This window comes from Natrialbaceae archaeon AArc-T1-2 (assembly GCF_030273315.1).
Classification (GTDB): Archaea; Halobacteriota; Halobacteria; order Halobacteriales; family Natrialbaceae; genus Tc-Br11-E2g1.
On sequence record NZ_CP127174.1, the window covers coordinates 716,208 to 729,622 of the forward strand.

A 13,415-nucleotide genomic window follows, 5' to 3' on the forward strand; every position below is an offset into this window, starting at 1 on the left:
ACGGTCTTATGACTGACAGTAACGGCAAAATCCGCTGGTCGTGGGAACGGCTGACAGCCGACGAGGACGGCGTCGACCTCGAGACGAGACGAACGCCTTCATACCCCCGGAGTTCGAATGGCCGGCCGTGCACTCGAGCCGTCGTGACCGGATCGTGCTCGCCGCCGTCGTCTTCGCGGTGCTTTTCTCGCAGTTGTTGCTCTATCCCGGCGTCGAGATACTCGTCGCCGAACTCGGTGCCGACGCGACGGACTCGCCGTTCGCGACGACGGCACTGTCGGCGAGCATGTGGTTTCTCGTCGCGGAGTTTGTCGCCTACGTCGCCTTCGTCGGCGTCTGGGGGATCGCGAGCGACGTCGCCGGCCGTCGGATCCCGTTTATCGTCGCCGGGGCGCTCGCGGGCGCGGTCGGCTATGCGGGACTCGCCGCGACGTCGTTGCTCGGGTCGATCCCGTTCGAGGGCATCCTCCTCGTGCGGCTTCTCCAGGGGGCGATGACCGTCGGCGCGTTCTCGCTGACGATAACGATGTTGATGGACTTAGACGGCGGCCACGGGAAGAACATGGGGGTGGCGGGGATCGCCATCGGCTTCGGAGCGGCACTGGGCGCGCCCGTCGGGGGGCAGCTGACGGAACTGCATCCGATCGCGCCGCTTCTCGCCGCGGCCGGGCTGCTCGTCTGTGTCGGGTTGCTCGTCTCGATCGTCGAGGATCGCGCACCGAGCGATCGCCGTACCGCACGTGCCATCCTCGAACGCGTCCGGCGACGGCCCACGCTGACGATTCCCTACGCCTTCGGCTTCGTCGATCGGCTGACCGCCGGCTTCTTCGGACTCGTCGGGACGCTTTACTTCCAGGACGTCTTCGGACTCGGAGCCGGCGAGACCGGCCTCCTGCTCGCGTGCTTTTTCGCGCCCTTCGCGCTGTTGCAGTATCCGATGGGCGTCCTCTCCGATCGGATCGGTCGTACGATTCCGATCGTTCTCGGATCGATGCTGTACGGCGTCGGCATCCTCGCCGTCGGCACGTCGCCGACGGTTCTCGCCGCCGCCGCTGCCATGGTCGCCGTCGGCGTCCTCGGCGCGCTCGTCGCCCCTGCCACGATGGCACTCGTCACCGACATCGCCGACGAGACCGAACGGGGCGTCGCGATGGCTGGTTTCAACCTCGCCGGCAGTCTTGGGTTTTTAGGTGGCTTTCTCGTCGGCGGCACCGTCGCCGACGCCTACGGATACGGCACGGCCTTTCTCGTCGTCGGTGGCCTCGAGATCGCTATCGCGCTCGTCGCCGTCCCCGTCTTCGTGCGGCTCTCGCTCGCGTCGACCGGACTCTCGGTCGGAAGCGACGAGGGCGACGTCTGATCGGGTCGGCCGTTCGCCGGGAGAGCCGACGATCGGGGTCCAGATCCAGTATCACCCGATGAAAGTCGTTTCCAGACCGAATACGGCTTTAACACCGTGGACGGCTTACGACACTGACATGAGACCAAACCGGTACTCCCGGCGAACGGTCGCAAAGCTCGCAGGTACGACGACGGTCGCAGCGTTGCTCGCTGGCTGTCCGGACAACAACGACGACGTCGACGACGAGCCCGACGACGACGTCGACGACGAGCCCGACGTCGACGTCGAGGATCCCGAGGAACTCGCCGACGAAGAGGAGTGGCAAGAGGTCGACGAGTTCTACTTCGAAGGGCGGATCGAAGCCTGGACCGGCGTCGAACCGGAGTTCATCGAAGGTCTCGACAACCCGACGCTGTTGCTCTTCGAGGACCAGGAGTACGACTTCACGTGGATCAACGAGGACGGGGCCAACCACAACATTGCGATGTGGGATCAGGAAGAAGACGGCGACGTCGTCGACGACTTCGCGACAGAGATCATGGGCGACGAGGGCGAAGAACAGACCCTCGAGAGCGTCGAGCCCACCGACGAGATGACCCACTACGTCTGTGAGGTCCATCCGACCACGCAGATCGGTCCCCTCGAGGTCCGCTCCGAGTGACTCACGACTGCGAGCCTCACCGCCGACGTCGGGATCGGTTCCCGATCGGCGAAACTTGCCGAAACGGGTGATGTGGGACGTTAGCACGAAGTATACGAAGCGGAGACCGCCTACTTTTAGTAGGAGGGATTCGAAAGTCAGTACGATGGCACGAAACGATTCGGTTTCGCGGCGGACGATCATGAAAATTGCGGGCGCTGGTACGGCGACAGCGCTCATCGCCGGTTGTACGGGCAACGGCGACGACGACGGCAACGGCAACGGCAACGGCGACGACGACAACGGCGAGGAAGACGAGTTCGACGAGGCCGACTGGGAGGACGTCGAGGAGATCGAACTCGACGGTCCCACCAGCGGCTGGATCGGCGTCTCGCCCGACCACATCGACGGCGTCGAGAACCCGACGCTGGGCCTCGTCGAGGGTCGCGAGTACGAGATCACCTGGAATAACACCGACGGTGGCAACCACAACATCGCGATGATCGACGAGAACGACGAAGTCGTCGAAGATTACGAAACGGATGTCATGAGCGACGAGGGCGAGAGCCAGACGCTCACGTTCACGGCGACCGACGAGATCGCCCAGTACTTCTGTGCGCCTCACCCGACCCAGATGCGCGGTGACGTCGAGATCATCGAAAACGACGAATAACTACCTCTCTATCCCCGTTCTTTTGCTGGCTTCGCGACTCAATAGCGCTGAGACCGCACACGTTGTGCCGACTCATACTGTCGGTCATGGGCCTGTGAACTGGTGTCCGGTTGATCCGGCCGTTGAACGTGTGTCTGGCCGTTCTGTCGCCAGTCGTGTTCACGTAGTTATGACCGACAGTATCACGATCGAAACGGTGGTGCCGACCGATCGGCGACGTGGCCTCGTGACAACCGGAACGTACTCCCGCTTTAGCGCCAACGGACGTGTATGTACAGACGCCGAGTGCTAGCTGCTGGGGTCGCGCTCACAACGGCAGGGTGTCTCGGATCCAGCGACGCGACCGACGACGAACCGTGGGAAGACGTCCACGAGATCGAGCTCGACGGCCTCTCGAGCAACTGGATCGGCGTCTCGCCCGACCACATCGACGGCGTCGAGAATCCGACGCTCCGGCTCGTCGCGGGCCGGGAGTACGACCTCACCTGGACTAACGCCGACGGTGCCGCCCACAACGTCGCGATGCTCGACGAAGACGGCGACGTCGTCGAGGACTACGAAACCGACCTCGTAGGCGACATCGGCGAGCGTCAGACGCTCACGTTCACGGCGACTGACGAGATCGTCGAGTACTACTGTGAACCCCATCCGACCAATATGCGAGGAAGCGTCGATATCGTCGACTCGAGTACTGTCCGATAGTCTTCTCCGGCACGATCGGAAAATACATCAGCAGGACATATCATTTTGAATTATGGATCGACGACGAGTGTTATTCGGAAGCGGCACTGCGATGACGACGATCCTCGCAGGATGTCTGGACGACGGTGGCGACGAGGAGCCGGCTACAGCCGGAGGCGACGACGAATCGTTGACTGATGACGGGACCGACGACGAGGAACCCGACGCAGACGACGGCGACGAACCCACTGCAGACGAGGCCGACGGATCCGACGTCGCCCTCGAGTCGGCGTGTGACGCCGGCGAGACAGTCGTCGAGGCGGTCGCCGCTTCCGAGTACGAAGAGGCCATCGAACACTCCGGATACCAGTACGTAGTGGACCGGCCGGACGACGCCCGGTCCACGCTCCGTGACCAGTACGAATCGGTCACGAAACCGGACACGATACACGCGATCGACTGTGCGGAGACCGAATCGAACGACCGACTGCGCGAGGACGCTCGCGAGACGTTCGACGCCGACGTCGGCGACGCCGTGGTCGTCACCTACACCGTCGACCTCGAGGCAGGTGGCGAGCGAACCGACTCGTCTCTCGAGGTCATCGCGTTCGAACTCGACGGCGACTGGTACGCCGTGCTCCAGGACGACCTGGTGCCGACACCGCGGGCGGCCGTCACTGTCGACGGCGACGGTTCGGACGCGGTCGCGGTCACGCTCACGTCGCTTTCCGGTGCCGACGGCGTGTACGTCCGTGGCGGGAGCATCGACGACCCGACCCCGTACGTGCTCGAAGAGGTGGGTGAGACGCTCACGATCACCGCCGACGACGAAGGCGACGGCGAGTACGTCGTGGTGGCGTACGTCGGCGATGGACCCTCTCAGGGCGGGAACGAGGTCGTCGTCCAGACGTTCAGGGTCGTCGATACGAGTGCCGACGAAGCGGCCTGGGAGGACGTCCACGAGATCGAACTCGACGGGCCGATAGCCGGATGGATCGGCGTCTCGCCCGACCACATCGACGGCGTCGAGAATCCGACGCTCCGGCTCGTCGCGGGCCGAGAGTACGACCTCACCTGGACCAACGTCGACGGCGGCCACCACAACGTGGCACTTGTCGACGAAACCGGCGACGTCGTCGCCGATTACGAGACCGAAATTATGAGCGAGGAGGGTGCGAGTCAGACGCTTACGTTCACGGCGACGACAGAAATTGCCCAGTACATTTGCGAGCCGCATCCGCAGACGAAACGCGGCGACGTCGAGTTCATCGATCACTGATATCATAGCCACGCGTTTGCCGGCCGCCGACTTATCAGCGAGAGCGTGGATGTCCAACTATGACTCGAGACGACGGTCTCTCCAGGCGAGCGCTGCTCGGACTCGGCGGAGCCACGGCCGCGAGCGCCCTGCTTGCCGGCTGTACCGGACAGGGGCTCCTCGAGGACGATCCAAGCGTCGACACCGACGAAAGTATATACGACGACTGGGAGTGGAACGGGGTCGAGACGGACGACGAGGAAGAGGACGAAGAGGAGGAGGAAGCAGATGACGAGGAGGAAGACGACGAAGACGACGAATCGTAGCCGGACACGCCACCAAGCGTCGAACCGCCCGCTCCCCACCGCCGTCGGTCGCCACTGATCCTGCGCCGGTCCGTTCGTTCTTTGTTTTATTACTGTCCATAAGATATATTAGTTATGTTTAACACTAGGTAGCATGGATCGACGGCAAGTCCTGCTCGGAAGCGGGGCAATGGTGACGAGCGTCCTTGCAGGATGTACGGGCAACGGCGACGACGAGCCGGCCACTGACGATGGAGTCGACGACGAGGGCGACGCCGGTTCCGAAGACGAAACCGGCGTCGTCCTCGAGTCGGCGTGTGACGCCGGCGAAGCGGTCATCGAGGCGGTCGCCGCTGGCGAGCACGACGAGGCCATAGCGTACTCACCGCATCAGCATTTCCACGAGGGCGGAGAACGGTACCGTGACGATCTCCATCGTCACTACGAGTCGGTCACGCACCCCGACGAGGTACACGCGGTCGTTTGCGAGAACAACGCATCGGACGAGCGACTCCTAGCAGACGCTCGCGAGATGTTCGACGCCGACGTCAACGACGCGGCGATCGTCACCTACACCGTCGACCTCGAGGTCGTCGGTAACCGATACGACTCGTCGATCAACGTCGGAACGCTCGAACTCGACGGGGAGTGGTACGCCGAGTTCCGTCAAGATCTCGTCCCAGGGCCGCGGGCGATCGTCGACGTCGACGGCGACCGGTCCCGGTCGGTCGAAATCACCGTCTCGTCGCTTCCCAGGGCAAACGGCGTCTACGTCCGCGGGGACGGTATCGACGATCCGTCCGCGTACGTTCTCGATGAGGCCGGCGAGACGCTCTCGATCACCGCCGACGAGGAGGGAATCGGCGGGTACACCGTGATCGCGTACATCGGTGACGCGCCGTCCGACGTCAGGACGGGGGTGGACGTAGAGACGTTCAGGGTCGTCGGAGAGACTGCCGACGAAGCGTCCTGGGAGGATGTTTACGAGATCGAACTCGAAGGACTCACCGGCGGGTGGGTCGGCGTCTCGCCCGGACAGATCGCAGGCGTCGAGAACCCGACGCTCCGGCTCGTCGAGGGCCGGGAGTACGACCTCACCTGGACCAACGTCGACGGCGGCCACCACAACGTCGCGATGATCGACGCGGACGAGGACGTCCTCGAGGGCTACGAGACCGAGGTCGTAACCGACGAGGGCGAACGCCAGACGCTTACGTTCACGGCGACCGACGAAATCGTTCAGTACTACTGTGACTCTCATCAGAATCTGATGCGCGGCGACATCGAAATAATGGAGGTCTGATACTGACCGCTGTACGTCAGTACCGGCGAACCCACGACCCGCCTGTGGGTTCACCGGTACATCGGTACAGCAATCCGTCTGATGCGTTCACAGTTCGTCGGAATCGGGTACGATGTCGGCAACGGCAGACGTCGGCGGTGTCGGTACGGTACCAAAAGTACCATACCATCTCGCCACCCAGTGAGGGGTATCAGGTGGTTTACGTGACCAAAAAACGCGAATACAGAGACGACTACCCGGACAAAACGCTGTACATTCCGGGACCGACCGAAGTGCGCGAGGACGTCATCGAAGCGATGTGCGAGCCGATGTTCGGCCACCGCATGGACCGGATGACCGACCTCTACACGACTATCGTCGAAGATACGAAGGAGTTCCTCGATACCGACAACGACGTCGTCGTTCTCACGGGATCGGGAACCGAGTTCATGGAGAGTTCCGTCCTCAACCTCGCCGACGAGCACGTCCTCTGTACGACCTGCGGGAGTTTCAGCGAGCGACAGGCAAACGTCGCCGAACGCCTCGGTAAGACCGTCGACACGCTCGAGTACGAGTGGGGGCACGCGGTCAAACCCGGGGACGTCCGCGAGACCCTCGAGGAGTCAGACACCGACTACGACGTCGTCACCTGCGTGATGAACGAGAGTTCGACCGGCGTCCGCAACCCCATCGAGGAGATCGGCGACGTCGTCGCCGAGTATCCGGACACCTACTTCGTCGTCGACGCCGTCTCCGCACTCGGTGGGGACTACGTCGACATCGACGAGCACAACATCGACGTCATCTTCACGTCGGTCCAGAAGGCCTTCGCCATGCCGCCGGGGCTCGGGGTCTGTGTCGTCAGCGACGAGGCCTACGAGGCAGAACTCGAGAGTGACTCCGCGTCGTGGTACGGCGGCTTCCAGCGCACGCTCGATTACTACGACCGCAAAGGCCAGACGCACTCCACGCCGGCGATCCCGATCATGCTCGCGTATCGAAAGCAGATGAAGCACATGCTCGAGGAGGGCCACGACGCTCGCGACGGGCGTCACCGTGAGATGGCCGAGTATACCCGCGAGTGGGCTCGCGAGCACTTCGCGATGTTCCCCGAGGAGGGCTATGAATCCCAGACGGTCGCCTGCATCGAGAACACTCAGGGAATCGACGTCGCCGAGACGATCGAAACCGTCTCCGAGGAGTACGACATGGTCTTTTCGAACGGCTACGGCTCACAGCTCGGCGAGAAAACCTTCCGCATCGGCCACATGGGCGAACACGACCTCGAGAGTATCGAGGCACTGACCGACGCCATCGAAGACGTCGCCGGACTGTGAGTGTTCGACGGCGACTACGCGTCCTGAACCTGCCGTAACACGTCGGGTGCGTCCTCGAGGGCATCCTCGAGGGCGTCGACGTCGGGGCCGCCGCCCTGTGCGAAGTCCGGCGGTCCGCCGCCGCCGCCGCCGACTTTCGTTGCGAGCTCACCGACGACCTCGCCGGCGTTGACCGCGGCGTCGTCGGGGACGGCGACGACGAACTGGGCCCCGTCCTGGCCGCTGCCTAACACGGCGATGGCTCCCTCCTCGGCGAGTGCGTTCGCGGTCGCGCGCAGTTCGTCCATATCGGTGTCGAGTCGCTGTATCACCGCGGTCGCGTCGCCGATTTCGACTTCCTCGCCGTCTCCACTGCCGCCGGCGCGGGCCGTCGCGAGCTGTTCTTTCAGATCTTCGATCTGTTTGCCCCGTTCTTTCCACTCCTCAAAGAATCGCTCGGCAGTTTCTGGGACATCCTGGGGCGAGACGTCGAGCACCTCGGCGGCGTCGTACAGCGCGTCTTCGTTGCGCTGGGTGGCCTCGATCGCCGCGTCGCCGGCGGCGAAGGTGATCCGCTCGACGCCGTCCTGGACGCGTTCGCTCGAGAGGATCTTGATCGCGCCGACGTCGCCGGTACGGGCGACGTGGGTGCCACCGCAGGCCTGGGTGTCCTCGTCGACGTGGACGAGCCGGATGTTCGTTCCCGGCGGGATACCACCCTGGTAGATGTCGAAGCCGTGTTCCGTTTCGGCCTCGTTGCGGTGGGGCCACTCCTGGGTGACGCTCGTGTTCTCCATCACGATCCCGTTTGCGACCCGTTCGATCCGTTTGACGTCTTCGCGGGAGATGCGCTCGTAGTGTCGCAGGTCGATCCGGGAGCTCTCGACGCCTTTCTGGGCACCCGCCTGTCGGACGTGCTCGCCAAGTATCTCTCGAGCGGCGTGGATGACGATGTGTGTCGCCGTGTGATGGCGCATCAGCTGGCGACGCCGCGGCGCGTCGACCTGGCCTTTGACGAACTCGCCTTTGCCGATCGGCTCGTCGGTTCGATGGAGCACGACGCCGTCTTCGATCTGGACGTCTTCGACGGTGACGGACGTCTCCTCGGTCGCTATCGTTCCCGTGTCGGCGGGCTGGCCACCGCCTTCGGGGTAGAACATCGTCTGGTCTAACACGACTTCGTAGCCGTCCTCGCGTTCGAAGACGTCGAGCACGACCGCCTCGAACTCGGTCCGTTGCTGGTCGTCGTAGTAGAGCTTCTCCGTCTCGGGGAGGTCGTCGAATCGGTCGTCTTCTTCCTGGGCGTCGGTCTCGCCCGCGTCGGCGGTGTCGTGGCGGTCGGCGACGAGGCTGTAGAAGTCGTCGGGCACCGCGACGTCGGCCCCGACCTCGTCGGCGATCTCCTCGACCATGTCGGGCTGGATGCCGTGTGAATCGTAGAGCTCGATCAGCTCCTCGGTCGGCACCGGCTCGTCCCGTTCGGCGTACTCCTCGGCGATGTCCTCGACGCGGCGGCCGCCCCGTTCTAAGGTCTCGCGGTACTTCTCGACCTCCGTGCGGACGACGTCTCGGATCGTATCGCGATTCTCGTAACCGAGCCGATCGGCCTGCATGTCGACGAGTTCGTCAAGCGGCGCGTCGACGCCGACGTTGTCACAGAGCCGTTTCGTCCGCCGGAGCACCATCCGCGCGAGATAGCCCGTGCCGACGTTCGAGGGGACGATGCCGTCGCCGAACATGTACGCCAGCGTCCGACAGTGGTCGGCGATGGCGTAGACGTCCTCGAGCGGCTCGAGCAGGTCCCGGAGCTCGTCGGTCGAGACGCCGAGTTCGTCGGCGATGTCGTCGCGGGCGGCCTCGACGTCGTCGACGTCGTCGATGTCCAGGTTTCCGGAGAGGCGGGCAGCCCGGCCCACCAGTTCGGCCTCCGCGTCGGTGTGTTCGATGCCCGCGTTGTCCTTCAAGAACGCGATCATCTCGGGGTAGACCGCCTCGTAGACCGTCGGCGTCCCCTGGCTCATCCAGGTCCACCGCTCGAGGCCGTAGCCGGTGTCGACGACGTAGGTGTCCATGTAGGAGTAGCGGTTGCCGTCTTTGAGCTCGTACTCGCCGTCGGGGTCCTGTTCCATGCACATGAACACGAGCGTGGCGAGCTCGAGCCCCCGGTAGACGACTTCGATGGCGGGACCGGCGTTGCCGCCGCCGACCCACGGGTCCTCGATGTAGGTGACGCCCTCGAGGTCGGCCCCGAGCGAGTCCAGCAGTTCGTCACAGAGCTCGACGGTGCGGTCCTTCCAGTAGACCTCGCCCTCGTAGGCGTAGCTCTGGTCGGCGTCCTCACGGGTGTTGAACGCGTGGTGGGCCATCATCTCGAAGGCCATCGTGTGTCGCCCGGTCTTGCCGACGTTGTCGATGTCCTGCATCCGGATGCAGGGTTGTGAGATCGTCAGCGGGTTCGCCGGCGGCGGCGTCTCGCCGCTTGTCACGAGCGGCTGGAAGTCGTAGATCGACGCCTGGGTCAACAGGACGTCGTCGCGCCAGCGGTTGGCCGCGACGGGATAGGGATCGATACGCTCGTGGTCGTGGTCCTCGAAGAACGAGAGGAACCCCTCGCGCATCTCCGCCAGGCTGAACTCCTCCGCAAAGCCCGGGTCGTCGATAAAGGAGTACTCGTCACACGGTGGTTCCCCACACGTCGTGCGGTCCTCGTCCCGCGTCCAGAAGTGTGCGCCACACTTCGAGCACTCCGTGCGCCCGAAGCCTTCCTCCTCGAAGTACTCGAGGCGGTACTCTTCCTCCAGTTCACTCATGTTGTATACTGTTGGCCAGTCGGCCGGTAAAACAGTTCCGCAACCGTTCACGCCGGAAAATATCGACCCAGGGAGGGTACTACTCACGATGCTTGCGCCGGAAACATTACATAAGTATTTTGTTTGGTGCGATATTCACATATCATGTGGTGGTATGCCATGGGCCTGTCCGACAAGATAATGAACGTCCTCACGATGGGAGCAACGTTCGAGTACGAGTGCGACGACTGTGGCACCGAGTTCGAGAGCGGCACGCCCGAGTGTCCGGAGTGTGAGTCAGAGAACGTCGACGAACTGGAGCCAGCAACGGCGTAACGACGACTCTGTCGCTCGAACTACGACAGTCAAGTTTTATAAACCAGGTGGGGCGTCCTACTCGAGACGTTTCGATAGCTCGGTAGGGAGGGAGATCACGAGGTCGCTTCGTCCTCGAGTGCCAGCGCCGCAAGCATCGCCTCGAGCTGGAGCCGTTCGTTCGCACCCTCGGTGATGCGGTAGTCGACCTCGCCGAGGCGCTCGAGCAGTCGGACGGTCGCTTTCTCGGGCAGATCGAACTCCCAGGCCGAGCGATGGAGCTGGTCGATGACGTCGCCGCCGGCAAGCCCGCGGTCGGTCAGCAGTTCCTCTAAGGTCGCCCGGGCGGCGGTGAAATCACCCGCGATGGCCCGTTCGACCATCTCCTCGACCTCCTCCGGGCGGGCCGTCGCGGTGATCGCGAACACCGTCTCCTCGTCGACGACCTCGCCCATGACGGCGGCGGCCTGGAGTCCGTTTATCGCCTTGCGCATGTCGCCGTCGGCGGCGTACACCAGGGCGTCGACGCCGTCGTCGGTGAGCTCGATTCCTTCCTCCGTAGCGATCTCGCGCAATTGGGCCGCGATCGCCTCGTCTTCGAGTCGGGTGAACCGAAAGACGGCACAGCGAGACTGGATCGGATCGATGATCTGACTCGAGTAGTTACACGAGAGGATAAAGCGGGTGTTGTGTGAGAACTGTTCCATCGTCCGGCGCAGGGCGGACTGGGCGTCCGACGTGAGCGCGTCGGCCTCGTCTAAGAAGATGACGCGGTGGTCGTAGCCGCCGAACGACGACCGTGCGAAGTTCTTGATCCGGTCTCGGACGACGTCGATGCCGCGCTGGTCGGAGGCATTGAGCTCGAGGAAGTTCTCTTTCCAGTCTGGGCCGTAGAGTTCGCGAGCGATGGCGATCGCCGCGGTCGTCTTGCCGGTACCGGCCGGCCCCGCAAACAGCAGGTTCGGGAGGTCGTTTCGCTCGATGTAACTCTCGAGGCGGGGAACGATCTCTCGGTGACCTTTGATATCCGCGAGCCGCTCCGGGCGGTACTTCTCGATCCAGATCTCGGTCCGGCCCGCCGCGGGCGTCGCGGTCTCGGCGTCGGGCTCGCTCATACGCTGGCCAAGGGCGACGCCAAAGATAAAACGACCGAAGCGATCCGTCGGTACCTCACAGTTCGTGTCGTTCGAACAACCTTTTAAGCCGACGGCCGTCCTCTATGAGGATATGATCCGCCCGGAACGCACGCTCCGGCACACGCTCGTTCTCGCCGTGGTGATCGGTGTCGTGCTCGGAACGTTGCCCGGACTCGTACTCGCCCAGTCGGGGTCGGGCGTCGGAGGGACGATCGTCGTCGAGGAGGGCGAGACGGTCGACGAGGTCGACGGCATCGCTGGCAACGTGATCGTCGACGGTACCGTCCGCGGCGACGTACGCGGCGTCGCCGGCAACGTCTACGTCAACGGTGAGGTCGGCGGCGACGTCGACGTCTTCGGCGGGAACCTCGAGATTACCGGCACCGTCGACGGCGACGTCGACAGCGCGTCGGGCAACGTCGTCGTCGCCGAGAACGCGACGGTCGGCGGCGAGGTGAGCGTCGCAGCCGGCAACGTCGACGTCTTCGGAACGATCGAGGGCGACGCCTCGATCGCTGCAGAGACGATCCGTCTCGGCGATGCGGCGTCGATCGGCGGCGATTTGACCTACGCCGGCACGCTGGTCGGCGACACGGACGCCGTTGCAGGCGAGGTCCGCGAGGATACGAGCATTGGTAACGTCACCGGCCTCGAGACACTTCCCTCGCTCGAGCCGATCCTCGGTCTCTACGCGCTCGTGTTGAACCTGCTGCTCGGGGCTCTGTTACTCGCGTTGTTCCCCCGCTTCTCCGACGGCGTCGTCGACCGGGTGTCGACCGAACCCGTCAAGACGGGACTGGTTGGCCTGGCCGTCCTCGTCGGCGTGCCGATCGTGCTGGTCGCGATCGCGATCACGATTATCGGCATCCCGATCACGATCGTCGGTGCGTTCGCGTTCGCGTTTCTGGTCTGGGTCGGAATCGTCTACGGTCGCTTCGCCGTCGCTGCGTGGCTGCTCGCGCAGGTCGACGTCGACAATCGGTGGCTCGCGCTCGTCGTCGGCCTCGTCAGTGCCGCGTTGCTGGCACAGGTCCCGATCGTCGGCGACTTCCTCAACTTCCTCGTGTTCCTGCTCGGACTCGGTGCGCTCGCGGGCGGACTCTACGCCCTTCGTGGACGACGTCCGGAGACGCCGACTGCGGCTGAACCCGGCGAACCGACGGCGGACTGATACGGACCGCTGTACGTCAGCTCCGCCACAACCGCGAACCACCCTGCGGTTGTGCCGAGGACCTCGGTACAGCAGACCGTATGACACCACTCGGGTTCGAGCAGGCGGCGTCTCTCTGTCGCCGCCCGGCAGGATATATTTGGGTAGTTACTTTAAGTCTGTATTGATAGATCTATCTCATATATTTGGACGGCGTTCGGACACGTCGAGACACAGTCGAAGAAACGCCAATTCTTCCCTCTATACCGGGTTATCCCGACGGTACCGACGATAGCTTCCGACTGACAGGCAACGCCGGAATGAATTGTGAAACTGTTTCGCAAAACAGCTACTATTTAGGTTGTTTGGAGGGATTCTTCCCATACCCGATCGAGTATCGGGCTATATCCATAGCGCACGTAAACTACGTCGCTGCTCTCCCACATACATCTGTGAGAAATCATATTTTTAACATATATGTAGTATATATGAGGTATCGTGTGGCTTTGAACCGGTCTCGAGCGAACG

At 63.5% G+C, this 13,415-nt stretch carries 12 protein-coding genes; 10 read left to right on the top strand and 2 right to left on the bottom strand.

Annotated elements, in window-relative coordinates; genetic code table 11:
• Positions 1 to 127: 127 nt before the first annotated feature.
• From QQ977_RS03635 to QQ977_RS03670, 8 genes are all read left to right on the top strand, one after another.
• Positions 128 to 1,360, top strand: a complete 1,233-nt coding sequence (locus tag QQ977_RS03635) for an MFS transporter (RefSeq protein ID WP_285927586.1) — start codon at positions 128 to 130, stop codon at positions 1,358 to 1,360.
• A 118-nt stretch (positions 1,361 to 1,478) separates the two neighbouring features.
• Entirely contained in the window at positions 1,479 to 2,003 is a 525-nt protein-coding gene (locus QQ977_RS03640) for a cupredoxin domain-containing protein (protein WP_285927587.1), read from the top strand.
• Between the two features lie 145 nt (positions 2,004 to 2,148).
• Positions 2,149 to 2,655 (top strand): plastocyanin/azurin family copper-binding protein, encoded by a 507-nt coding sequence (locus QQ977_RS03645; RefSeq protein ID WP_285927588.1) that lies wholly within the window; start codon positions 2,149 to 2,151, stop codon positions 2,653 to 2,655.
• Between the two features lie 270 nt (positions 2,656 to 2,925).
• Positions 2,926 to 3,357, top strand: coding sequence for a cupredoxin domain-containing protein (locus QQ977_RS03650; protein WP_285927589.1), 432 nt, complete (start codon positions 2,926 to 2,928; stop codon positions 3,355 to 3,357).
• 52 nt (positions 3,358 to 3,409) lie between these two features.
• Positions 3,410 to 4,615, top strand: coding sequence for a plastocyanin/azurin family copper-binding protein (locus QQ977_RS03655; protein WP_285927590.1), 1,206 nt, complete (start codon positions 3,410 to 3,412; stop codon positions 4,613 to 4,615).
• A gap of 59 nt (positions 4,616 to 4,674) precedes the next feature.
• On the top strand, positions 4,675 to 4,920 hold the full coding sequence (locus tag QQ977_RS03660) for a hypothetical protein (protein ID WP_285927591.1): 246 nt from the start codon (positions 4,675 to 4,677) through the stop codon (positions 4,918 to 4,920).
• Between the two features lie 133 nt (positions 4,921 to 5,053).
• On the top strand, positions 5,054 to 6,202 hold the full coding sequence (locus QQ977_RS03665) for a cupredoxin domain-containing protein (RefSeq protein ID WP_285927593.1): 1,149 nt from the start codon (positions 5,054 to 5,056) through the stop codon (positions 6,200 to 6,202).
• Positions 6,203 to 6,405: 203 nt separating this feature from the next.
• Positions 6,406 to 7,518: a pyridoxal-phosphate-dependent aminotransferase family protein gene (locus tag QQ977_RS03670; protein ID WP_285927595.1), complete on the top strand. Its 1,113-nt coding sequence runs from the start codon at positions 6,406 to 6,408 to the stop codon at positions 7,516 to 7,518.
• A gap of 14 nt (positions 7,519 to 7,532) precedes the next feature.
• Here the strand turns inward: QQ977_RS03670 and alaS are convergent, their stop codons facing one another.
• A complete protein-coding gene (alaS, locus tag QQ977_RS03675; RefSeq protein WP_285927596.1) occupies positions 7,533 to 10,307 on the bottom strand; it encodes an alanine--tRNA ligase in 2,775 nt (924 codons plus the stop codon).
• A 159-nt stretch (positions 10,308 to 10,466) separates the two neighbouring features.
• On the opposite strand from alaS, the gene QQ977_RS03680 reads away from it, so the two are divergent.
• Positions 10,467 to 10,622, top strand: a complete 156-nt coding sequence (locus tag QQ977_RS03680) for an FmdB family zinc ribbon protein (protein ID WP_285927597.1) — start codon at positions 10,467 to 10,469, stop codon at positions 10,620 to 10,622.
• Positions 10,623 to 10,717: 95 nt separating this feature from the next.
• Here the strand turns inward: QQ977_RS03680 and QQ977_RS03685 are convergent, their stop codons facing one another.
• Entirely contained in the window at positions 10,718 to 11,716 is a 999-nt protein-coding gene (locus tag QQ977_RS03685) for a replication factor C small subunit (RefSeq protein WP_285927599.1), read from the bottom strand.
• Between the two features lie 115 nt (positions 11,717 to 11,831).
• On the opposite strand from QQ977_RS03685, the gene QQ977_RS03690 reads away from it, so the two are divergent.
• Positions 11,832 to 12,908, top strand: a complete 1,077-nt coding sequence (locus QQ977_RS03690) for a bactofilin family protein (protein ID WP_430540854.1) — start codon at positions 11,832 to 11,834, stop codon at positions 12,906 to 12,908.
• Positions 12,909 to 13,415: the final 507 nt, after the last annotated feature.

Coding starts and splice junctions, on each gene's coding strand:
- QQ977_RS03645 (WP_285927588.1), top strand. CDS start 2,149: ATGGCACGAAACGATTCGGTTTCGCGGCGGACGATCATGAAAATTGCG.
- QQ977_RS03685 (WP_285927599.1), bottom strand. CDS start 11,716: ATGAGCGAGCCCGACGCCGAGACCGCGACGCCCGCGGCGGGCCGGACC.
- QQ977_RS03640 (WP_285927587.1), top strand. CDS start 1,479: ATGAGACCAAACCGGTACTCCCGGCGAACGGTCGCAAAGCTCGCAGGT.
- QQ977_RS03665 (WP_285927593.1), top strand. CDS start 5,054: ATGGATCGACGGCAAGTCCTGCTCGGAAGCGGGGCAATGGTGACGAGC.
- QQ977_RS03655 (WP_285927590.1), top strand. CDS start 3,410: ATGGATCGACGACGAGTGTTATTCGGAAGCGGCACTGCGATGACGACG.
- QQ977_RS03680 (WP_285927597.1), top strand. CDS start 10,467: ATGGGCCTGTCCGACAAGATAATGAACGTCCTCACGATGGGAGCAACG.
- QQ977_RS03660 (WP_285927591.1), top strand. CDS start 4,675: ATGACTCGAGACGACGGTCTCTCCAGGCGAGCGCTGCTCGGACTCGGC.
- alaS (WP_285927596.1), bottom strand. CDS start 10,307: ATGAGTGAACTGGAGGAAGAGTACCGCCTCGAGTACTTCGAGGAGGAA.
- QQ977_RS03650 (WP_285927589.1), top strand. CDS start 2,926: ATGTACAGACGCCGAGTGCTAGCTGCTGGGGTCGCGCTCACAACGGCA.